This window comes from Streptomyces sp. NPDC048415 (genome assembly GCF_040651675.1).
In the GTDB taxonomy this organism is placed as follows: domain Bacteria; phylum Actinomycetota; class Actinomycetes; order Streptomycetales; family Streptomycetaceae; genus Streptomyces.
Map to the genome: position 1 here is coordinate 1 of NZ_JBEZKJ010000099.1, position 21,043 is coordinate 21,043.

The window sequence follows — 21,043 nt, forward strand, 5'->3', positions numbered from 1 at the left end:
GCCGCGCCGGCTCCGGCGGCGGCGTTGGCGACGTTCGCGAGTGCGGCGACGGGGTTGGCCACGCCGCCGAGTGCCGACAGCGCGCTGACCGTCCTCAGGACATCGCCCGGCAGTCCGTTGAGCGCCTGATACGAGCTCCCCGGATTGAGCCAGTCCGCGGAATGACTGTCGTCGCCTTTACGGTCGAGAATCTCGTCGAACGCCTTCTTGGTGCTGTCGGCGATATCGCCGATGAAATCCTTGATGGTGTCCTGGGTATTGTTTTTGCCCACGGAAGATACCCTTTCCCTCTCGCCTGCTCATCTGCACTCCCGGAATAGGGGAGCCGTTTGACACCCGCGCCGGCTTGGGCCACGCACGGGAAGAGCACGGAAATTCGTTATGCCGCGACGCCGTCCAGGGCTTTGGCGCAGACAAGCCGCAGCCGGGCCCGCCCCCGGGTGAAAGCACCTTCCGCCGCCTTCACCGAGATCTGGTGCATGCGCGCGAATTCCAGCGTGGAGATTCCGTGGGCCCGGGCGAGCACGACCTGGCGCTCGCGGCCCCGCAGCAGATGGACCTGGCCCAGCAGCCAGCGACCGAAGTCCTGATCGCACACGCCCTCGTCCGGCGCCTCGGGGGCGCCCACGTCCACCGCGCGGCGCAACAGCCGTCGCCTGCGCTCCAGTTCGCGGTAGTGGTCGACGCACAGGCGCAGGGCCACCGTGGTCAGAAAGCGACCGATCCGCTCTCGGTCCAGATTCCCGTGGGCGGCCGCCCTCAGCATCGCTTCGTGTACGCAGTCCTCGGCGTCCTGAGCGTTCGGAAGGCGTCGGCGGACCAGCCGCATCAGACGCTCCCGGTGACCGGCGATGACATCCCAGGACAGCTCCCGCCGCATCTCTTCCTGGGATTCACTCATTGCTCGATCGACGATACCGAACTCACCTAAATGGTCTTCTAAATTCTTGTGATCCATGGCCCCGAGACGATTCCTGGTGCGAAGTCCGAATATTCGCACGGCTTATCCCCCACCCGTCGCGGAGTTACTTTTCCGAACCCACACACCGACAAACCGAACCGAATGGCTTCCACTCGTCCGCATGGAAAACGGAGGATCCTGTTCCGGGATGCCCCGTCTCGTGCTATATCTTTCGCGCGGACCGCAGGGCCACTCAGTCGTTGCCGAAACGTCACACCAACGGGGAACGCACCCAATAAAGCCCTGAGAATGGCACCATAATCAGCCATACCCGTATTGAATAAGCCACATTCCGGCTGGCCGTGGTCCGGCGACTGTGGGACGGCCTGTCGGAAATCGGAAGCGGTCGTCCGCATGGCGGGGCAGCCGGGGATCGGTAAGACGGCACTGCTGAGGTCCTGCGCCGAGGAAGCCGCGGCGCGCGGCTTTCGGGTGCCGCGGGCAGCAGGCCTCGAGGCCGAGCAGAGGCTGCCGTTCGCCACCCTGCACGGTGACGCGGAGATGGAGACGCGCCCTCCGCCAGTCGGGCGCCTGGGCGCGCGGTGCGCCCTCGCTGGCCCAGTCGTTCCTGGTGCTTGTCGAAAGTCACGCCGGACGAGGCGGTCAGTGGTCACCGCCTGCTGCGCGCGGCGGAGCTGGCCTTCGAATTCGTCCGCCCGGAGTCGGTCCGCGCCCTGCTCAAACAGGTCCGCGCCCGACCGCTGCCGCCTAAGAACTCGGCTCGGCTGATGCCTCCGCTGCGCGCAGCGGAGATGGCCTTCGAGTTCGTCCGCCCGAAGCCGGTCAGCGCCCTGCTCGAACAGGCCCGCGCCCAACCGCTGCCGCCCGAGGACTCGGCTCGGCTGATGGTTCTGGAGACGGCGTTCGACGACGGGTGCCGGGCGCGAGGGCCCACGGGCTCAGAGGCGCAGCTCCGACACTGGGTCTCTCCTCACCATGTCGGCACGAAGCCCCCGTCGATCCGGACATCGCTGCCGAGGATGTTCGCCGCGCGGTCGCCCGCCAGGAACACCACCAGGTCGGCGATCTCCGAGGGCCGGGAGAATCGCCCGCTGACGGTCGCCCCGGCCGCCTGCGCCATCACGTCCTGCGGACGCAGCCCGGCGGCTGCCGACACGGTCTCGGCGACACCGCCCCCGCCGACCCACAGATCCGTCTCCACCGGTCCGGGGCTGACGCTGTTCACGCGCACTCCGCGGGGGCCGAACTCCTTCGACAGCGCCTTGGAGAAGTTGGCCAGCGCCGCCTTGGCCGCGCTGTAGTCGATCACGGTCGGGTCCGGCAGTTCGGCGTTGACCGAGCCGATGTTCACGATGGAGCCACGACCGGCCGCCAGCATTCCGGGCAGCACGGCGCGGGTGACCGCGACGGCGGCGAAGAGGTTGAGCTCGACGGTCTGCCGCCACTGCGCGTCGGTGACGCTGAGGAAGCCGCCGGGGCGTGCGGGCGCCGAGCCGACGTTGTTCACCAGGATGTCCACCCCGGCTCCCGCCTCCGCCGCGAGCCGTTCCGCGCTCCCGGGTTCGGTGAGGTCGACCGGCACCCAGCGAGCGCTCCCGGACTTCACCAGCGTGTCGAGGCCGTCCGAGGACCCCCGCGCCGCCGCGACCACCTGCGCACCCGCCCCGGCGAGTGCCTCGGCCACGGCCAGGCCGATGCCCTTGCTCGCCCCGGTCACCACAGCCGTTCGGCCCTGCAGTTCCTGTGCCATCGTCCTGCTCCTCGCTCGGGGTCGGCCCACTCCCTCAGCTTGCGCCCTGCGGCGCGCATCGGCCTGGGTCGACCGACTGCTGGGCGCGGAGGCCGTTCCGAGCACCGAGGCCGCGACGTTGTCACCTGCGGTCCGGCCCAGGCGTACCCGGCGGCGACGGCGCCGGAGCGCGCGCAGCCGCCCCGCGGACGACACGGCTAGCGTGCGGGAGGCGGCGCCGTACTCGCGCGCACCACGAGCGTCGTAGGGACGAGCGTGGTGCCGTGTTCGGTCCCGCCGTGGTGCATCCGCCGCAGCACGCCCTCGACGCACAGGCGTCCCACTTCGGCGAAGTCCTGGTGCACCGTGGTGAGGGGCGGCAGGAAGGAGCCCGCCTCGGGGATGTCGTCGAAGCCGATGACACTGACGTCCTCGGGGATTTTCCGCCCGCGCTCGTGCAGGGCCCTCAAAAGGCCGAGCGCCATCTGGTCGTTGGCCGCGAACACCGCCGTACAGTCCTTCTCGTCGGCGAGCCGCAGACCCGCGTGATAGCCGGACTCCGCCGACCAGTCGCCCCGCACCAGGGGCGGCGGGGTGCGGCCCGCCTCGGTGAGTTCGGCGCTCCAGGCGTCGGCGCGGCGCTGCGCCGCGAAGGACTCATCGGGGCCGGCCAGATGCCACACCGTGCGATGCCCGAGGTCCAGCAGGTGCCGTACGGCGGCGCGGGCTCCCCCGGCCTGGTCGGTGTCGACCACGGTGTAGCGGTCACCGGCGTCCGAGTCGGCGACGACGACCTGGACATGAGGGGGCAGGGAGATGGTCGCCGCGTCGAGCAGGTGCACCTCCATGATGACGATGACGGCGTCGACGGCGAGCTCTCCCAGCCGGGAGAACGCGCCCCGTACCTCGTCCTGGGTGGGGACGGCGACGGGCAGCAGCGTGACGGCGTAGCCCTCCTGCGCCGCGGACGTGGCGATCGCCTCCAGGGTGCGCATATTGCCCGTGGTGGAGAGGGTGAAGGTGATGACACCCAGGGTGCGGAACTCGCCGCGCTTGAGGGCCCGGGCCGCGCTGTTGGGCCGGTAGCCCAGTTCCTTCATGGCGGCCAGCACTTGGCGCCGGGTCTCCTCGTTGACCCCCGCGAACCCGTTGGATACGCGGGAGACGGTCTGCGAGGAGACCCCCGCCAGGCGCGCGACATCCGCCATGGACGCGCTTTGTGTGCGACGTTCGGCCCGTTCGCCCGTGCGCGTCCGTGCCCGGCCTCTGCGCGTCGAGCCGCTGTTCGCCGTGTCCACCCGTCTCCCTCGTTGCCTGGGCCGCCGTTTCACCGGCCGACCCTTGACCACCGACATTGGCGCAGTGTAGACATGCCGCCATCAGATGTTTACGTAAACATAACAGCCCGCGGCGCTCCCGGGACCTCTATGTTTACGTAAACATCGCGATGGCGCACGACGCCGGTTCCGAGAAGGACGAGCGAGGAACGACATGACGACGCTTCAACCCCCTGCGGCCGTGACACGGCGCCCGGACCGGCCTCCGGCGAAACGGGACCGCCGTTCGTGGACCGGCTGGGGGTTCATCGGCCCCTTCGCGGTGGTCTTCACCTTCGTCTTCCTGGCTCCGATCATCTATTCGGTCTACCTCAGCCTGTTCCGCGACAAGCTCATCGGCGGCACGTCCTTCGTCGGCCTGGACAACTACCAAGAGGCTTTGCGGGACCAGCAGTTCTGGGAGTCCCTGGCCCGTGTGTCGCTGTTCCTGCTGGTGCAGGTGCCGATCATGCTGGGCATCGCCCTGCTCGTGGCACTCGCCCTGGACAGCGGGCGGCTGTTCGGCAAGGACTTCTTCCGGATCTCGATCTTCCTGCCGTACGCGGTGCCCGCCGTGGTCGCCACCCTGATGTGGGGCTTCATGTACGGCACCCGGTTCGGCCTGGTGAGCGACATCAACGACGCGCTGGGCGTCTCCCTGCCCAACCCGCTTTCCCCGGATCTGATCCTGGCGTCGATCGGCAACATCGTCACCTGGGAGTTCGTCGGCTACAACATGCTGATCTTCTACTCCGCGCTCCGCGTCATCCCGCACTCGCTGTACGAGGCCGCGGAGATCGACGGCGCCGGACAGTTCCGCGTGATCAGCGCCATCAAGCTCCCCGCGATCCGCGGCGCCCTGGTCATCGCGACGATCTTCTCGATCATCGGCACCTTCCAGCTCTTCAACGAGCCGAGCATCCTGCAGAAGCTCGCGCCCAACGCGATCACCACCAACTACACGCCGAACTTCTACACGTACTCGCTGTCCTTCTCGGGCCAGCAGCACAACTACTCCGCGACGGTCGCCATCGTCATGGGCCTGATCACCATGGTCATCGCCTACGTCGTCCAGCTGCGCGGCATGCGCAAGGGAGCGTGAAGCGATGAGCAGCCCCGTCACCACCGTCTCCCAGCCCGCCCGTCCTTCGACCGCCTCCGCCGGCTCCGTACCCCGCCTGCGCGGACCGCGCCGGCACAGCCCGACGCGCCCGCGGCGCAGCGTGCTGCTGACCATGCTCACCGGTCTGATCCTGCTCTACTCCCTGGTGCCGCTGGTGTGGCTGATCATCAGCGCCACCAAGACCCAGGAGGGACTGGCCCATTCGTTCGGGCTGTGGTTCAACGGCGACTTCGCCCTGTGGGACAACATCCGTGAGACGTTCACCTACAACGACGGCGTCTTCACCCGCTGGCTGCTGAACACCGTGTTGTACGTCGTGGTCGGCGCCGGCGGTGCCACCTTGCTGGCGGTACTGGGCGGTTACGCCCTGGCGAAGTTCACGTTCCCCGGCAAGCGGGCCGTCTTCGCCGTCGTCATCGGTGCCGTCGCGGTGCCGGGCACCGCCCTGGCCGTACCCACCTTCCTGATGTTCAGCAAGATGGGCCTGACCGACACTCCCTGGGCGGTGATCATCCCGTCCCTCATCTCGCCCTTCGGCCTCTACCTGATGTGGGTCTTCGCCACCGAGGCCGTCCCGGACGAGTTGATGGAGGCCGCCCGCATCGACGGCGCCGGCGAGCTGCGCACCTTCTTCCAGGTCGTCCTGCCGCTGCTCGCACCCGGCATCGTGACCGTCTCGCTGTTCACGATGGTCGCGACCTGGAACAACTACTTCCTGCCGCTGATCATGCTCAAGGACCCGGACTGGTATCCGCTGACGCTGGGTCTGAACAGCTGGAACGCCCAGGCCGCGACCGCCGGCGGCACGCCTGTCTTCAACCTGGTGATCACCGGCTCACTGATCACGATCCTGCCGCTGATCGCCGCGTTCCTGCTGCTCCAGAAGTACTGGCAGTCCGGGCTCGCCGCCGGAAGCGTCAAGGAGTAGCCCCAAGCCCCCGCACCGCACCGCACCGTCTCCCCCACGCTCCGTCTCCCCCACGCACCGTCTCCCCCACTGTTTCTCACCCCTCATCAGGCACGGTTTCGGCCACGACGAAGTGGAAGCACGTCCATGCACATGAACCCTCGCCGCCTGCTGCGCGGCCTCGCCCTGGTCTCCGCCCTCGCCCTGGGGGCGACCGCCTGCGGCGGCTCCGACGACAACAGCTCCAGCACCAAGCCGGTTTCCGCGAAGGACATAGACGCGGCCCTCAAGAAGGGCGGCACCCTGACGGTCTGGGCCTGGGAGCCCACGCTCAAGCAGGTGGCCGCCGACTTCGAGAAGGAACACCCCGCCGTCCACGTCAAGCTGGTCAACGCGGGCACCGGCAACGACCAGTACAAGGCCCTGCAGAACGCCATCTCCGCGAAGAAGGGCGTCCCCGACGTCGCGCAGATCGAGTACTACGCGCTGGGCCAGTACGCGCTGACCAAGGGCCTCGACGATCTGACCCCGTACGGGGCGGACAAGCTCGCGAGCAAGTACTCCCCCGGCCCGTTGAACGCCGTGAAGGCCGGCACCAAGAACATCTACGCCCTGCCGATGGACTCCGGGCCGATGGCGCTGTTCTACAACAAGAAGGTCTTCGACAAGTACAAGATCAAGGTGCCGACCACCTGGGACGAGTACCTCGACGCGGCCCGCAAGCTGCACAAGGCCGACCCCAAGGCGTACATCGCCAACGACACCGGCGACGCCGGCGAGACCACCAGCCTGCTGTGGCAGGCCGGTTCACGCCCCTACAAGGTCGACGGCACGAAAGTGACGATCAACTTCTCCGACGCCGGTGCCAAGAAGTACGCCGAGGTCTGGCAGAAGCTCCTCGACGAGAAGCTGCTCTCACCCATCACCGGGTGGAGCGACGACTGGTACAAGGGGCTCGGCGACGGCAGCATCGCGACCCTCGCCACCGGCGCCTGGATGCCCGCCAACTTCGCCACCGGTGTGAAGGGTGCCTCCGGCGACTGGCGCGCGGCACCGCTGCCCGCGTGGACCGCCGGTGACAAGGCCAGCGCGGAGAACGGCGGCAGCTCCCTGGCGCTGCCCGCGCTGGGCAAGAACAAGGAACTCGCCTACGCCTTCACCGCGTACGCGAACGCCGGCAAGGGCGTGCAGACCCGCCTGAAGGCGGGCGCCTTCCCCGCGACCACGGCGGATCTCCAGTCCACCGCCTTCCAGAACACCGAGTTCCCGTACTTCGGCGGGCAGAAGGCCAACAAGGTCTTCGCCGAGTCGGCCGCGAACGTCGCCTCCGACTGGTCGTACCTGCCCTACCAGGTCTACGCCAACTCCATCTTCAACGACACCGTCGGCAAGGCCTACATCTCCGGCACGAAGCTGACCGCCGGCCTGAAGTCCTGGCAGGACGCGTCCGTCAAGTACGGAAACGAGCAGGGCTTCACGGTCCAGAACTGACCGCTCGGACGTCACACCCACCACGCGCCGCCCCGTGCAGCACACCGGAAGGACCACCATGATCTCCACCCTCCTGTCCCAGTTGCGGCACGGGCCGGACGGTGACCCCACCCCACGCCTCGCGTACGGCGCCGACTACAACCCGGAGCAGTGGCCGCGCGAGGTGTGGGAGGACGACATCCGGCTGATGCGCGAGGCCGGCGTCAACATCGTCTCCGTGGGGATCTTCTCATGGGCCCGCATCCAGCCGGCCGAGAAGGAGTGGGACTTCTCCTGGCTCGACGAGATCATGGACCTGCTGCACGCGGGCGGCGTCGGGGTCGACCTGGCCACCGCCACCGCGTCCCCGCCGCCCTGGCTCACCACGGCGCACCCGGAGATCCTCCCGCAGACCGCCTCGGGCGAGACGCTGTGGCCGGGGGGACGGCAGCACTGGCGGCCCACCTCGCCCGTCTTCCGCGACCACGCGCTGCGCCTGGTGCGGAAGATGGCCGAGCGGTACGCGGACCATCCCGCGCTGGTGGCCTGGCACATCTCCAACGAGCTGGGCTGCCACAACGTCTACGACTACTCCGACGACGCCGCCCGTGCCTTCCGCGACTGGCTGCGCGCCCGCTACACCACGCTCGACGGCCTCAATCACGCCTGGGGCACCGCGTTCTGGTCCCAGCGGTACAGCGACTGGGAGCAGATTTTGCCGCCCCGGCTGGCCGCCTCCTATCCGAACCCCACACAGCAGCTGGACTTCAAGCGCTTCTCCTCCGACGCGCTGAAGGAGTACCTGCGCGCGGAACGGGACGTGCTGCGCGAGCTCACCCCCGGTGTAGCCGTCACCACGAACTTCATGGTGATGGGCGGCACCAAGGGCATGAACTACGCCGACTGGGCCACCGAGATCGACTTCGTCTCCAACGACCACTACGTCATGCCCGGCCGGCAGGACCGGGACGAACTCTCCTTCTCCGCCAACCTGGTCAGTGGCATCTCCGGCGGACGCCCGTGGTTCCTCATGGAGCACTCCACCAGCGCCGTCAACTGGCAGCCCGTCAACGTCGCCAAGCGTCCGGGCGACCTGGCCCGCGACTCACTGCTGCATGTCGCGCACGGCGCCGACGCCGTGTGCTTCTTCCAGTGGCGGCAGTCGGCGGCCGGCGCCGAGAAGTACCACTCGGCGATGGTGCCGCACGCCGGCTCCGACAGCGAGGTCTTCCGCGCCGTGGCCGCGCTCGGGCAGACGCTTCGGACGCTGGCCCCGGTCGCCGGCACCGAGCGCGAGCCGGCCCGGGTCGGGATCGTCTTCGACTGGGAGTCGTGGTGGGCGAGCGAGCAGGACTCGCACCCCACCTCCCGCCTCGACTACCGCCAGGAGGGGCTCGACTGGTACTCCGCCCTCCTCGCCCTCGGCATCCGGGCCGACGTCGTCACCCAGCGCGCCGACCTCGACCGGTACGAGATGCTCATCGCACCCGTGCTGCACATGGTCCCGGCCGCACTGTCCAAGGAACTCACGCGGTACGTCGAGCAGGGCGGCCACCTGGTCACCACGTACTTCTCCGGTGTCGTGGACGAGAACGATCACATCTGGCTCGGCGGCTACCCGGGAGCCCTGCGCGAGCTGCTCGGCATCCGGGTCGAGGAGTTCGGTCCGCTGCTCGACGGCGGCACGGTCGAACTGGACCTGAACCCGGACGTTTCGGCCACGGGCTCGCTGTGGACCGACCGGATCACCGTCACCGACCCGGAGGTGGAGGTACTCGGTCACTACCGCGGCGGTACGTACGCCGGCCGCCCCGCCGTCACCCGCCGCACGGTGGGCAGGGGTTCGGCCGCGTACGTCTCCACCCGGCTGGGCACGGGAGGCCTCACGGGGCTGCTGCCGAAGCTGCTCGCCTCGGCCGGGGTCGTCAGCGAACTGCCGGACAGCGCGCGGGGAAGCGTTGAGCTGATCGTCCGCCGCGGCGCCGACAGCCGCTTCCTGTTCCTGGTCAACCGGACCGAGGAGACGGTGCCGCTGACCGGACTCGCCGGGGATCTGCTGATCGGCCCGGCTGTCACCGACGGCACGCTGCTGCTGCCGCCCAGGGAAGTCGCCGTCCTGCGACAGCCCACGCCCATGATCGGTCCCGGACCCACTCCGGCGGGGTAGGGGAGTCGTGCACCACCCGCGCGGACCGGGTGTCGTGGGAGAGGTCGAGCGGGGTGACCATTGCGGTCATTGCGGATCCAGTACGAGGTCGAAGCGTGCGTGCCGGAAGGGGATCGGGACGCCGAACTCCCGTGCCAGGGACGGGTCGTCGGTCGCGGCGAAGTCCTGGACCAGGCTCCTCTTCACGGCGAACACCGCGTCCGAGTCGAGGTAGGGGCTCCCCGCAACGAACATGTGCGTGGTGACCGGGGTGTGGCCGTCGGCCGAGGCGATGAAGTGGATGTGGGCGGGGCGGTAGGGGTGCCGGGCCGTGGCGCGGAGCAGATCGCCGACCGGACCGTCGGTGGGGATCGGGTACGGGCTCGGCACGCAGGTACGGAACCAGAAGCGGCCCTCGACGTCCGCCGTGAAGAGCCCTCGTCCGTTGCCCGCCGGTTGGACGTCCGGCCGCTGGACGTCGTAGTAGCCCTGCGCGTCGGCCTGCCACACGTCGAGGACCGCGCCGGGCAGCGGGGCGCCGTCCCGGGACAGCACCCGGCCGCTGACCACGCACGGCTCGCCGCTGCCCACCAGGTCGATGTTCGCGCCGAGCGCGCGGACCGGCGACTCGGTCATGTGGAAGGGGCCGAGGACGGTGGACTCGGTGGCGCCGGGGTCGCGGTGGGCGTTGATGGTCTCCACGAGCATCGAGACGCCGAGCACGTCCGACAGCAGGATGAACTCCTGCCGGGTGTCGGTGCACATCTGCCCGGTCGCCGTCAGGAAGCCGATGGCCCGCTCCCACTCCCCCATCGTCGGCTTCGTCTCCCTTACGAAGTCGTGGAGGTGGCGGGTGAGCGCGCTCAGCACCTCCCGCAGCCGGGGATCCGCCGTGTCCTGGAGGCTGTCGACGACAGCACCCGTGATGTCGGTCGTGAATCGCGCGGTCATGCCACTCCCCTGGTCCCGCAGGTGATCCTCAGGCATGTCCGAGGATCCGCCGCAGCGCCCCCGACAGCAACTCCTCGGCGTCCTCGGTCGCCGCCGCGTACCGGAAAGCGACATGGCCGTCGGGGAGTACGAGCAGGGCCCTCGGGGGTCCGACACCTCGTTCAGCCGCGGCGAGTCCCCATACGGATCCTCGTGCTCCTGCCCGGGCCCGATGACGACGGTCGCGATCTCCAGGTCCTGAGCCTCGGCCGCGCGGACCCAGCTCTCGCCGCCGATACCGGTGAGCCGCGTGAAGCGGCCCGGGCACGACCGTGGCCGACAGCGTGCAGGCGCCGGTCTCGAGTCGCTTGCCGACTTCAGGGAAGAGCTCGACCGCCTGGTCGGCCCGGACGCGGCCGACGCGCAGGTTGTCGGAGGTGTCGAGGCCCGCGAAGACGGCGCGTTCGCCGACGTACGCCAGGCCCGGGCGGACGCGGCGGTGCAGCGTCTCGTGGCCCGCGTCGCCCAGCCGGAGCATCTCGCCGCTCATCGGGAAGGGCACCGGCAGGCCGTCCGACTGCGTCGGAAGCGAAGCCCGCTGTCGAAACGGCAGCGGGCCGCGCGTGATCCACAACGTCTGTGACCGCATCCTGACACGACAGCCCAGCCAACGATCAAGAGCCCCGCAGCCGCCCCTCAACTCCTGTGAAGATCACGCCCTGTGGACTCGTTCAGACGTATTCCGCCGCCGCGTCCAGCAGCCAGTCCGTCAGGTAGCCGGCGAAGGAGGAACGGACCAGCACCCAGAATCCGGCCCTGGATTCGTCCCGGGCGACCAGCACGATCTGGGCGCGGGCGAGGGTGGTCTGGGCGCAGCGTCCGGCGCCGAAGGCACGCGGGTGCAGATCCAGCGGGCAGCCGTGTGCCAGCAGGTCGCGCGCGCGGGGACCCGCGACGAGCAGGGTGGTGCGCTGGGCGGAGACATCGGTGACGGACACGGGTTCGTCGCCGGTCGCCGCCCGGATCCGGTTCTCCAAGTCCTGCTGAGTGCCCGGCGTGCCAACCACCAGCCACTCGTCGGGGCCGAGCCACAGAGCGGTCAGCTCCCCGGCACGTACGACGGTGTTGGGTTCGAGAGGCAGTGGGAGACCCAGTGCGAGCCCGACGGCATCCGCTGCCGCTCCCTTGGCGTCAAGCCGGACGTTCACCTGGGCCAGGAAAGGGAGCTCGGCCAGGCGGACCGCGCCCCCGGAGGCGCGCGTTGCCGCGGTCAGGCGGTCGGAGGCCCCCGACAGGGGACTGCGGCGCGGGACGGAAAGGGCGGTGTCAGCCATCGCGGCGGGCTCCCTCGGGGTCGTAGAGGACGGGGCTTGCGACGGTCACCGGCACCAGCCGGTTGCCCACGGGGGCGTAGAGCCGCTCGCCGATGCGGTCCCGGCCGCCCTTGACGAGGGCGAGCGCGAAGGTCCGGCCGAGTGCGGCGCTGCGGTAGCTGGAGGTGACGTGGCCGAGCATCGGGACGGGCGGGGCGGGCAGCACGCTGTCGGCGACCAGCTGCGTCCCCTCGGGCAGGAAGGTGCCGGGGTCCTCGGGGAGCAGGCCGACCAGGTGCTTGCGGTCGGGGCGGACGGCGTCGGCGCGGGCGTAGGAGCGCTTGCCGATGAAGTCGGGCTTCTTCTTCGACACTGCCCAACTCATGCCGAGGTCGTGGGGCGTTACGGTGCCGTCGGTGTCCTGACCGATGATCGGGTAGCCCTTCTCCGCGCGCAGGACGTGCATGGTCTCGGTGCCGTACGGGGTGATGCCGTACGGCGCACCGGCTTCGTACAGCGCCTCCCACAGTGCGAGCGCCTCCCACGGCGACACATTGATCTCATAGGCCAGTTCGCCGGAGAAGCTGATCCGGCACACCCTTGCCTCGATGCCCGCGACGGTCGTCTCCCGCCATGCCATGAACGGGAAGCTGTCGTTCTCCACTGCCAGCGCCGGTGCGAGCGCGCCCAGCACCTCGCGGGAGCGGGGGCCGACCAGGGCGACGGTGGCCCACTGCTCGGTGACGGAGGCGCAGTGGACGCGCAGTTCGGGCCACTCGGTCTGCAGCCATTCCTCCATCCAGTCCAGGACGGCGGCCGCGTTACCCGTCGTGGTGGTGACCAGGAAGCGGTCCGGCGCGAGGCGGATGACGGTGCCGTCGTCGAAGATCATGCCGTCCGGACGGGACATGACCCCGTAGCGGATCATGCCGACCTTCAGGGTGCTCATCATGTTGGTGTAGAGCAGGTCGAGGAACACCGCGGCGTCCGGCCCCTGTACGTCGATCTTGCCGAGGGTGGAGGCGTCCATGAAGGCGACGCCCTCGCGGGCGGCGGCGCACTCGCGCAGCACGGCGGTGTCCATGTCCTCGTCGTCCTGCGGGTAGTACCAGGGCCGCTTCCACTGGCCGACGTTCTCGAACAGGGCGCCGTGCAGGACATGCCAGTCGTGCAGGGCGGTCACGCGCACCGGGTCGTGGAGCGCGCCGCGGTCGCGGCCCGCGAGGGTGGCGAAGGAGACGGGGGTGTAGGGCGGCCGGAACGTCGTCGTGCCGAGGGCCGAGACGTCCACGCCGAGGAGTTCGGCGACGATGCCACTGGCGAGTACTCCGGAGGTCTTGCCCTGGTCGTTGGCGGTGCCGGCCGTCGTGTAGCGCTTGGTGTGCTCGACCGAGCGCAGACCGGCGCCGGTCGCGCGGGTCAGTTCGTCGACGGTGACATCGCGCTGGAGGTCGACGAAACGGGGTCCGTCGGCGGCGCCGGGGACGAGGAAGACCTGCATGGGCGCAGACTGCGGCTCGGCGGCCACGTCGGGAAGGCGGGGCACCTCGGAGGTATAGCCCTCGGACTCGATCGCACGAGCACCGGCAGCCGCACCCTGCGCGAGGACGCCGGCCAGGTCGAGTACGCCGTTCGCGCTGCCCGCGACCTCGACCGCCTGACGGCAGGTGCCGGGGACGAAGGAGCCGAGCGTGTCGTCGTAGCGCAGCTTTCCGCCCGCCTGGCTGAACAGGTGCGCGACGGGGTTCCAGCCGCCGGAGACCAGCAGGAGGTCGACGGCGAACTCCCGGCGCGCTGTGGACTCGCCGTACGGGGCGGCCGTCACCGCGGTAAGGCGCGTGCCGCCTTCCGTGCCGGTGACGGCGTATCCGCTCAGCACCTCGATCCCGGCCTCCCGGGCACGGCCCTCCCACTCCCCCGGCTCGGACCGGGTGTCGACGATCGCCGCGACCTCCACGCCCGCCGCGGCGAGATCCAGCGCGGCGGCATAGGCGCTGTCGTTGGTGGTGAAGACGACAGCGTGGCGGCCGGGCAGGACACCGTGGCGGTTGACATAGGCGCGGGCCGAGGCGGCCAGCATCACTCCAGGGCGGTCGTTGTCCGCGAAGGCCAACGAGCGCTCGTGGGCGCCGGTGGCGAGAACGACACGACGGGCGCGGATGCGCCAGACGCGCTCGCGGGAGACATGCTCGGGGGCCCCTGCCCCCAGGTGGTTGGTGCGACGCTCGACGGCGAGGAGGTGGTTGTCGTCGTAGTGGCCGAAGACCGTGGTGCGGCGCAGCACGCGCACCTCGGGCGCGGCTTCGAGGAGCGCGCCGACTTCTTCCGCCCAGTCGAGATGTTCGCCCGTGCCCAGCAGACTGCCACCCAACTCGGGCTGGTCGTCGGCGAGGATCACGCGTGCTCCGCTGCGGGCGGCGGCCGCCGCGGCGGCGAGTCCGGCCGGTCCGGCGCCGACGACGAGCAGGTCGCAGTGCGCGTGCACGGCGTCGTAGCGGGCGGGGTCCGGTTCGGTGGCGAGGCGTCCCTGGCCGGGCAGGCTGCTTGCGACCAGGCCGTCGTACAGCTCCACGGTCGTCGCGGGCAGCATCGGCTCGGGGAAGGGCGCCTCGATCTGGATGACGGCGTTGGGCTCCTCGACACCGGCCGAGAAGATGCCGCGTGGGCGGCCGAGCTTGATGCTCGTGCCGGCCTGGATGACGCCGTTGGCGAGGAGGGCGGAGGCGAGGCTGTCACCGCGGACGCCCTCGTACGGCGTGCCGTCGAAGACGAAGCGCAGCCGCTCGTCGCGGTGGACGCGGCCGCCGGTGGGCAGCCGGAACGGTTGGGTGGCGACAGGAGTGGCTTCTCCGCCGAGCACGCCCCTTCCCGAAACTGCGGCTGCCGCCCCAGACCCCGCGGGGTCCGCCGCCGGGTGCAGGCCGGTGGGACCCCCATCGCCCTGCGGAACGCCTGCCCACGACCCGGGCCGGGTGGGATTGTCCGGCCGCGGCTCGCCCGAGCGGTACACCGACAGGATCTCGTTCGTTCCCGTGTCTCGCACGGCGTTGAACCAGCGCCGGCATCCGGCCGCGTGGGTCCAGCGTTCGGCGAACGGGCCCTTGGGGTTGTCGCGGAAGAAGAGGTAGTGCGCCCACTCCTCGTCGGTCAGGGCCGTGGGGTCCTGGGGATAGGGCACGTGCGCCTGGCCACCGTAGTGGAACTCGGCCTCGTCGCGGGGCCCGCACCAGGGGCATGGGATCAGCAGCATGGGTTCGGCTCCCTAGTGGGCCACCGCGGCCGCGCCGTGCTCGTCGACGAGCGCGCCGGTGGTGAAACGGTCGAGCGAGAAGGGGGCGTTGAGGTGGTGAGGGGTGTCGTGGGCGATGGTGTGGGCGTAGACCCAGCCGACGCCCGGGGTGGCCTTGAACCCACCCGTCCCCCAGCCACAGTTGAGGTAGAGGTTGTCGACAGGGCTGAGTCCGACGATGGGTGAGGCGTCGGGGCTGACGTCGACGATGCCGCCCCAGGTGCGCAGCACATGGGCCCGGGCGAAGACCGGGAAGAGCTCCAGGGCGGCGGACATCTGCTCTTCGATGATGTGGAAGGCGCCGCGCTGGGTGTAGGAGTTGTACGAGTCGATGCCCGCGCCCATCACCAGTTCGCCCTTGTGGGCCTGGCTGACGTACACATGGACCGCGTTGGACATGACCACCGTCGGGTGCACCGGCTCAAGCAGTTCGGAGACCAGCGCCTGCAACGGGTGGCTTTGGAGGGGCAGTTCGATGCCTGCCATGGCGGCCAGCACGGAAGTGTGGCCGGCCGAGCACAGTGCCACCTTGCCCGCCGCTATCGGGCCGAGTGTCGTCTGCACTCCCACGACCCGGCCGCCGACGATGTCGAGGCCGGTGACCTCGCAGTTCTGGATGATGTCGATCCCCGCCGCGTCGGCGGAGCGGGCCAGACCCCAGGCGACGTGGTCGTGCTTGGCGATGCCGGCGCGCGGCTGGTAGGTGCCGCCCATGACCGGATAGCGCACGTCGGGCGAGATGTTGACGATCGGGCAGACGTCCTTGACCTGCTCGGCGTCGAGCCATTCGGCGTCCACGCCGTTCAGGCGGTTGGCCTCCACGCGGCGCACGCTGTCGCGGACGTCCTGGAGGCTGTGGGCGAGGTTCAGCACGCCGCGCTGCGAGAAGAGGATCGGATAGTCGAGCTCGTCCTCCAGCCCCTCCCACAGCTTGAGCGCGTGCTCGTAGATGCCGGCGCTCTCGTCCCACAGGTAGTTGGAGCGGATGATGGTGGTGTTGCGGGCCATGTTGCCGCCCGCCAGCCAGCCCTTCTCCAGCACGGCGACGTTGGTGATGCCGTGGTTCTTCGCCAGGTAGTGGGCGGTGGCGAGGCCGTGTCCGCCGCCGCCCACGATCACCACGTCGTACGACCGCTTGGGCTCGGGTGTGCGCCACAGCCAGTCGGGGTGTTCGGGGAGCTCGGCGCCGGGGGTGCGGGGGCTCATCGGACGTCTCCGGCTTCTTCTGCTTCTGCTTCTGCTTCTGCTTCTGCTTCTGCTTCTGAAAGGTGCGGGTAGAGCGGATGCTTGGTGGCCAGCGCCTCGCTACGGGCGCGCAGGGCGGCGATGTCGGGCTCGGGCTGAAGGGCCAGCGCGATCACGTCGGCGACCTCGGCGAAGTCCTCTTCGGTGAAGCCGCGTGTGGCCAGCGCCGGTGTGCCGATGCGCAGTCCCGAGGTGACCATGGGCGGGCGCGGGTCGAAGGGCACGGCATTGCGGTTGACGGTGATGCCGATCTCGTGGAGCAGATCTTCGGCCTGCCTGCCGTCGAGCTCGGAGTCTCGCAGGTCGACCAGGACGAGGTGCACGTCCGTACCGCCGGTGAGGACCTTTACCCCGGCCGCGGCGGCATCGGGCCGCGTGAGGCGTTCGGCGAGGATGCGGGAGCCGGCCAGCGTGCGGGCCTGGCGCTCGGCGAACTCGGGTGACGCCGCGACCTTGAACGACACCGCCTTGGCGGCGATGACGTGTTCCAGGGGGCCGCCCTGCATGCCGGGGAACACCGCCGAGTTGATCTTCTTGGCGAGATCGGCCTCGTTGGTGAGGATGACTCCGCCGCGAGGACCGCCGAGGGTCTTGTGCGTCGTCGTGGTGGTGACGTGGGCGTGCGGTACGGGGTTGGGGTGCAGCCCGGCTGCGACCAGACCCGCGAAGTGCGCCATGTCGACCATCAGCAGGGCGCCCACCTCGTCGGCGATGCGCCGGAAGGCCGCGAAGTCCAGCTGTCGCGGGTACGCCGACCAGCCCGCGATGATCATCTTGGGGCGGTGTTCCTTGGCGAGGCGTTCCACCTCGTCCATGTCGATGAGGTTGTCCGTCTCGGCCACGTGATAGGGCACGACGTTGAGCATCTTGCCGCTGTAGTTGAGGCGCATGCCGTGGGTGAGGTGCCCGCCGTGCGCGAGGTCCAGGCCGAGGATCGTGTCGCCGGGCTGGAGCAGCGCGAAAAAGACGGCGGTGTTCGCCTGGGCGCCCGAGTGTGGCTGCACATTGGCGAACCCGGCGCCGAAGAGGGCCTTGATCCGCTCGATGGCCAACCGTTCCGTCACGTCGACGTGTTCGCAGCCGCCGTAGTAGCGGCGGCCCGGATAGCCCTCGGCGTACTTGTTGGTGAGGACCGAGCCCTGGGCCTCCAGCACGGCCGAGGGCGCGAAGTTCTCGGAGGCGATCATTTCGAGGGTGGACTGCTGCCGGTGCAGCTCGGCGCGGAGCGCGGCGTGGACCTCGGGATCCAGTTCCGCCAGGGGGGTGTTCAGCGCGTTCATACGGCGTTCGCGTTCCTCTCGGCGGCCTCGACGACATTGGCGAGCAGCATCGCCCGCGTCATGGGTCCTACGCCCCCGGGCATCGGCGCGAGCCATCCGGCGACCTGAGCGGCGTCCGGATGCACATCGCCGACCAGCCCGTGGTCGGTGCGGGTGATGCCGACGTCCAGGACCGCCGCGCCGGGGCGCAACATGTCCTTGGTGATCAGCCCGGGCGAGCCGGCGGCCGCGATGACGATGTCCGCCTCGCGTACGTGCCAGGCCAGGCCCTTGGTGCCGGTGTGGCACAGGGTCACGGTGGCGTTCTCGGACTTGCGGGTGAGCAGCAGTCCGATGGGCCGTCCCACCGTGATGCCCCGTCCGATCACGCACACCCGCGCTCCGGCGAGCGGCACGTCGTGACGGCGGAGCAGTTCGACGATGCCGCGCGGGGTGCAGGGCAGCGGGGCTTCGACGCCCAGGGCGAGCCTGCCGAGGCTGACGGGGTGCAGGCCGTCGGCGTCCTTGGCGGGGTCCATGCGTTCCAGGACGGCATTGGCGTCCAGGTGGCGCGGGAGCGGGAGCTGAACGATGTAGCCGGTGCAGGCCGGGTCGGCGTTGAGCTCGTCGATCACGTCCTCGACCTGCTCCTGCGTGGCGTCGGCGGGCAGCTCACGGCGGATGGAGGCGACGCCGATCTGCGCGCAGTCACGGTGTTTGCCACCGACGTAGGCGCGGCTGCCGGGATCGTCACCGACCAGAACGGTGCCGAGTCCCGGCGGGCGGCCGTCAGTGGCGGTCAACTTGGCCACGCGCTCGGCGAGTTCGCGGCGGATCGCGGCGGCGGTCGCCTTGCCGTCGAGCAACTGTGCGTTCAACGCCGGTGCTCCTTCCCTCGAAGCCCACGAGGCGTACTAGCCACGGAGGCGGGACATGGACGGGTCGAACAGGGGCTCCTCGGCGACGACCGCCTCGACACGCTGGTCGAAGTAGCCGATGTGCAGGGTGCGGCCGGTGGTCGCGAGCTCCGCGGGGAGCCAGGCGTAGGCGATGCCCTTGCCGATCGTGTAGCCATAGGCGGCGCTGGTGACATAGCCGACGGCGCGATCGCCGTCGTACACCGGCTCCTTGCCCATGACGACCGACTGCGGGTCGTCGATGGTGAGGCAGGTGAGCTTGCGTCGTACGTCGGCCTTGCGCCGCTCAAGCGCCGCCTTGCCGATGAAGTCGTCCTTGTCGAGCTTGACGGCGAAACCGACCCCGGCCTCGTAGGGGTCGTGCTCGTAGGTCATGTCGGTGCCGAAGGAGCGGTAACCCTTTTCCAGGCGGAGGCTGTTGAAGGCGCCACGGCCTGCGGCGATGCCGCCCAGCGGCTTGGCCGCCTGCCAGAGGGTGTCCCACAGTTTCTGGCCCAGGTCGGCGGTGGTGTACAGCTCCCAGCCGAGCTCACCGACGTACGACAGACGCATCGCGGTGACGGGGACGGAGCCGATGTGGGCGCGCTGGGCGCGGAAGTACTTCAGGCCGGCCGCCGAGAAGTCCGCGTCGGTGAGGGGCTGCAGGACGTGCCGGGCGAGCGGTCCCCACAGGCCGATGCAGCAGGTGCCGGGGGTGATGTCGCGTACCTGGACCGAGCCGTCGGCGGGGAGGTGGCGGGTGAACCAGTCGAGGTCCAGGTTGCCGTTGGCGCCGACCTGGAAGAGGTCCCGGGCGAGCCGGGCGACGGTGATGTCGCTGCGGATGCCGCCGTCGTGGTCCAGGAGCAGGGTGTACGTCACCGAGCCGACGGACTTGGCGACCTTGCTGGTGACCAGCCGCTCCAGGAAGGCGGCGGCACCGGGCCCGCTGACTTCGAGGCGCTTGAGGGCCGTCATGTCGTACATCGCGACGGTCTCGCGGGTGGCCTGCGCCTCGGCGCCGACGATCGGCGACCAGTAGCGCGCTGCCCAGTCGTTGGGAGTGGGGATGGAACGGCCTTCGACCAGGCCCGCGTTGGCCTCGTACCACTGGGGACGCTCCCAGCCGTTCGCCTCCAGGAAGAAGGCTCCCAGTTCCCGCTGGCGGGCGTAGAACGGGCTCGTGCGGATCGGGCGCGGGTCCCCCGACGGCTGGAGGGGGTGCAGGATGTCGTAGACCTCGACGAAGTTCTGGCAGTCGCGTGCCAGGACGTACTCCGGGGCGAGCTGGTGCGGCTCGAAGCGGTTGACGTCGCACTCGTGCAGATCGAAAGACGAACAGTGACCGTCGACCAGCCATTCGGCCACGGCCCGCCCCACGCCGGCGGAGTGGGTGACCCACACGGCCTCCGCGACCCAGAAGCCCTTGACGTCCGGGGATTCACCGAGGAGTGGCAGGCCGTCGGTGGTGAAGGAGAACAGCCCGTTGATGCCTTCCTCGACCTTGGCCTCCCTCGTCGCGGGGAGCAGGGACTGGGTCTCGGTCCAGGCATCCTCGAAGTCTTCCTCGGTGAACTTCAGCACCGAGGGCATCTCGTCGGCCTCGCCCACGGACAGGATGTCGTCGGCGGACACCGGCATCGGGCGGTGGCCGTAGTAGCCGATGCCCAGGGTGTCGAAGCGGTCGCGGTAGTAGAGGTCGGCGTCCTGGTGGCGCAGGATCGGGCGCACCGCCTCCTCGGTCTGGCCCGCCAGGGCCGGTACCGGGCCCGTCCAGGCCAGTTGGTGGCCGAGCGGGGTGAGCGGGAGGTTCATGCCGATCATGCGGGCGATCTTCGGGCCCCAAATGCCGGCGCAGCACACGACGATGTCGGCGGGGATCTCGCCCTGGTCGGTGAGGACGGCTGTCACCCGGCCCTCGCTCTGCTGCACGTCGAGGACTTCGTGGCGGGCGAGGAAGCGTACGCCGCGCTCGGTGGCCCGGCGGATCTGCGCCTCGACGGCGAGGACGGCCTTCGCCAGGCCGTCGGTCGGTACCAGCAAGCCGCCGAGGACCTTGTCCGGGTTCACGAGCGGGTGCTGTTCGACGCACTCCTCGGCGCTCAGCAGCCGGGCCTCGATGCCCCAGGCGGTGATCCAGCCGTGACGGCGGTGCAGTTCCGCGACGCGCTCGGGGGTGGTCGCCACTTCGAGGCCGCCGACCTGCAGGAAGCAGGGCTGGCCGTCGACGTCGAGTGAGCAGAACTTCTCGACGGTGTAGCGGGCCAGCTCGGTCATGGTCTTGGAGGAGTTCGTCTGGAAGACCAGGCCCGGGGCGTGCGACGACGATCCCCCGGTGGCAGGGAGCGGGCCCTGGTCGACCACGGTCACTTCGGTCCAGCCTCGCGCGGAGATCTCGTCGGCGAGCGCCGCTCCCACGACGCCCGCTCCGATGATGACCACCCGGGGTCCCGCCATCGCCGCACCTCCGACTCAAAAACTGTCCAGTTGCTGTCTGC

Annotated in this window: 15 protein-coding genes and 2 pseudogenes; 5 read left to right on the forward strand and 12 right to left on the reverse strand. The window is 69.8% G+C overall.

The features are described 5' to 3' along the window. The 4 genes and pseudogenes from AB0D27_RS37980 to AB0D27_RS37995 form a co-directional block, all read right to left on the reverse strand. A pseudogene (locus AB0D27_RS37980) lies at positions 1-272 on the reverse strand (hypothetical protein); the annotation flags it as partial. Positions 273-379: 107 nt separating this feature from the next. Continuing rightward, positions 380-901 carry a sigma-70 family RNA polymerase sigma factor gene (locus AB0D27_RS37985; protein ID WP_362518072.1) on the reverse strand — a complete coding sequence of 174 codons (522 nt, stop codon included), beginning with the start codon at positions 899-901 and terminating at the stop codon, positions 380-382. A 991-nt stretch (positions 902-1,892) separates the two neighbouring features. After that, positions 1,893-2,672 (reverse strand): oxidoreductase, encoded by a 780-nt coding sequence (locus AB0D27_RS37990; RefSeq protein ID WP_362518075.1) that lies wholly within the window; start codon positions 2,670-2,672, stop codon positions 1,893-1,895. Positions 2,673-2,869: 197 nt separating this feature from the next. Continuing rightward, positions 2,870-3,859, reverse strand: coding sequence for a LacI family DNA-binding transcriptional regulator (locus AB0D27_RS37995; protein ID WP_362518078.1), 990 nt, complete (start codon positions 3,857-3,859; stop codon positions 2,870-2,872). 283 nt (positions 3,860-4,142) lie between these two features. Between AB0D27_RS37995 and AB0D27_RS38000 the strand changes: the two genes are divergently transcribed. The 4 genes from AB0D27_RS38000 (at position 4,143) to AB0D27_RS38015 (ending at position 9,634) form a co-directional block, all read left to right on the forward strand. Next, the gene (locus AB0D27_RS38000) at positions 4,143-5,069 is read left to right on the forward strand and encodes a sugar ABC transporter permease (protein ID WP_362518081.1); all 927 of its coding nucleotides are present in this window, start codon (positions 4,143-4,145) and stop codon (positions 5,067-5,069) included. Positions 5,070-5,073: 4 nt separating this feature from the next. Then, positions 5,074-6,018 (forward strand): carbohydrate ABC transporter permease, encoded by a 945-nt coding sequence (locus AB0D27_RS38005; RefSeq protein ID WP_362518084.1) that lies wholly within the window; start codon positions 5,074-5,076, stop codon positions 6,016-6,018. A 126-nt stretch (positions 6,019-6,144) separates the two neighbouring features. Next, positions 6,145-7,488: a sugar ABC transporter substrate-binding protein gene (locus tag AB0D27_RS38010; protein ID WP_362518087.1), complete on the forward strand. Its 1,344-nt coding sequence runs from the start codon at positions 6,145-6,147 to the stop codon at positions 7,486-7,488. 58 nt (positions 7,489-7,546) lie between these two features. Continuing rightward, the gene (locus AB0D27_RS38015) at positions 7,547-9,634 is read left to right on the forward strand and encodes a beta-galactosidase (protein ID WP_362518089.1); all 2,088 of its coding nucleotides are present in this window, start codon (positions 7,547-7,549) and stop codon (positions 9,632-9,634) included. Between the two features lie 66 nt (positions 9,635-9,700). On the opposite strand, the gene AB0D27_RS38020 is transcribed toward AB0D27_RS38015, so the two are convergent. Beyond that, positions 9,701-10,564, reverse strand: a complete 864-nt coding sequence (locus AB0D27_RS38020) for an intradiol ring-cleavage dioxygenase (protein WP_362518092.1) — start codon at positions 10,562-10,564, stop codon at positions 9,701-9,703. A 28-nt stretch (positions 10,565-10,592) separates the two neighbouring features. After that, positions 10,593-10,864: pseudogene (locus AB0D27_RS38025) on the reverse strand (2,4-dichlorophenol 6-monooxygenase); the annotation flags it as partial. Here AB0D27_RS38025 and AB0D27_RS38030 point away from each other — a divergent pair. Beyond that, positions 10,854-11,186, forward strand: coding sequence for a hypothetical protein (locus AB0D27_RS38030; protein ID WP_362518095.1), 333 nt, complete (start codon positions 10,854-10,856; stop codon positions 11,184-11,186). The pseudogene AB0D27_RS38025 and the gene AB0D27_RS38030 sit on opposite strands and share 11 nt — an antisense overlap. Positions 11,187-11,274: 88 nt before the next feature. On the opposite strand, the gene AB0D27_RS38035 is transcribed toward AB0D27_RS38030, so the two are convergent. From AB0D27_RS38035 to AB0D27_RS38060, 6 genes are read right to left on the reverse strand one after another with little or no spacing between them, the layout of a single operon-like run. Beyond that, entirely contained in the window at positions 11,275-11,877 is a 603-nt protein-coding gene (locus AB0D27_RS38035) for a sarcosine oxidase subunit gamma family protein (protein ID WP_362518098.1), read from the reverse strand. Beyond that, on the reverse strand, positions 11,870-15,106 hold the full coding sequence (locus AB0D27_RS38040) for a sarcosine oxidase subunit delta family protein (RefSeq protein ID WP_362518101.1): 3,237 nt from the start codon (positions 15,104-15,106) through the stop codon (positions 11,870-11,872). Before AB0D27_RS38040 ends, AB0D27_RS38035 begins: the two co-directional genes overlap by 8 nt. A gap of 12 nt (positions 15,107-15,118) precedes the next feature. Beyond that, positions 15,119-16,351: a sarcosine oxidase subunit beta family protein gene (locus tag AB0D27_RS38045; RefSeq protein ID WP_362518104.1), complete on the reverse strand. Its 1,233-nt coding sequence runs from the start codon at positions 16,349-16,351 to the stop codon at positions 15,119-15,121. Continuing rightward, on the reverse strand, positions 16,348-17,670 hold the full coding sequence (glyA, locus tag AB0D27_RS38050; RefSeq protein ID WP_362518107.1) for a serine hydroxymethyltransferase: 1,323 nt from the start codon (positions 17,668-17,670) through the stop codon (positions 16,348-16,350). Before glyA ends, AB0D27_RS38045 begins: the two co-directional genes overlap by 4 nt. Then, the gene (locus AB0D27_RS38055) at positions 17,667-18,527 is read right to left on the reverse strand and encodes a bifunctional methylenetetrahydrofolate dehydrogenase/methenyltetrahydrofolate cyclohydrolase (protein WP_362518110.1); all 861 of its coding nucleotides are present in this window, start codon (positions 18,525-18,527) and stop codon (positions 17,667-17,669) included. The genes glyA and AB0D27_RS38055 overlap by 4 nt, the downstream gene beginning before the upstream one ends. Positions 18,528-18,563: 36 nt before the next feature. After that, positions 18,564-21,002 carry an FAD-dependent oxidoreductase gene (locus AB0D27_RS38060; protein WP_362518113.1) on the reverse strand — a complete coding sequence of 813 codons (2,439 nt, stop codon included), beginning with the start codon at positions 21,000-21,002 and terminating at the stop codon, positions 18,564-18,566. Positions 21,003-21,043: the final 41 nt, after the last annotated feature.

Coding starts and splice junctions, on each gene's coding strand:
- AB0D27_RS38035 (WP_362518098.1), bottom strand. CDS start 11,877: ATGGCTGACACCGCCCTTTCCGTCCCGCGCCGCAGTCCCCTGTCGGGG.
- AB0D27_RS38060 (WP_362518113.1), bottom strand. CDS start 21,002: ATGGCGGGACCCCGGGTGGTCATCATCGGAGCGGGCGTCGTGGGAGCG.
- AB0D27_RS38040 (WP_362518101.1), bottom strand. CDS start 15,106: ATGCTGCTGATCCCATGCCCCTGGTGCGGGCCCCGCGACGAGGCCGAG.
- AB0D27_RS37990 (WP_362518075.1), bottom strand. CDS start 2,672: ATGGCACAGGAACTGCAGGGCCGAACGGCTGTGGTGACCGGGGCGAGC.
- AB0D27_RS38010 (WP_362518087.1), top strand. CDS start 6,145: ATGCACATGAACCCTCGCCGCCTGCTGCGCGGCCTCGCCCTGGTCTCC.
- AB0D27_RS38045 (WP_362518104.1), bottom strand. CDS start 16,351: ATGAGCCCCCGCACCCCCGGCGCCGAGCTCCCCGAACACCCCGACTGG.
- AB0D27_RS38020 (WP_362518092.1), bottom strand. CDS start 10,564: ATGACCGCGCGATTCACGACCGACATCACGGGTGCTGTCGTCGACAGC.
- AB0D27_RS37995 (WP_362518078.1), bottom strand. CDS start 3,859: ATGGCGGATGTCGCGCGCCTGGCGGGGGTCTCCTCGCAGACCGTCTCC.
- glyA (WP_362518107.1), bottom strand. CDS start 17,670: ATGAACGCGCTGAACACCCCCCTGGCGGAACTGGATCCCGAGGTCCAC.
- AB0D27_RS38005 (WP_362518084.1), top strand. CDS start 5,074: ATGAGCAGCCCCGTCACCACCGTCTCCCAGCCCGCCCGTCCTTCGACC.
- AB0D27_RS37985 (WP_362518072.1), bottom strand. CDS start 901: ATGAGTGAATCCCAGGAAGAGATGCGGCGGGAGCTGTCCTGGGATGTC.
- AB0D27_RS38000 (WP_362518081.1), top strand. CDS start 4,143: ATGACGACGCTTCAACCCCCTGCGGCCGTGACACGGCGCCCGGACCGG.
- AB0D27_RS38015 (WP_362518089.1), top strand. CDS start 7,547: ATGATCTCCACCCTCCTGTCCCAGTTGCGGCACGGGCCGGACGGTGAC.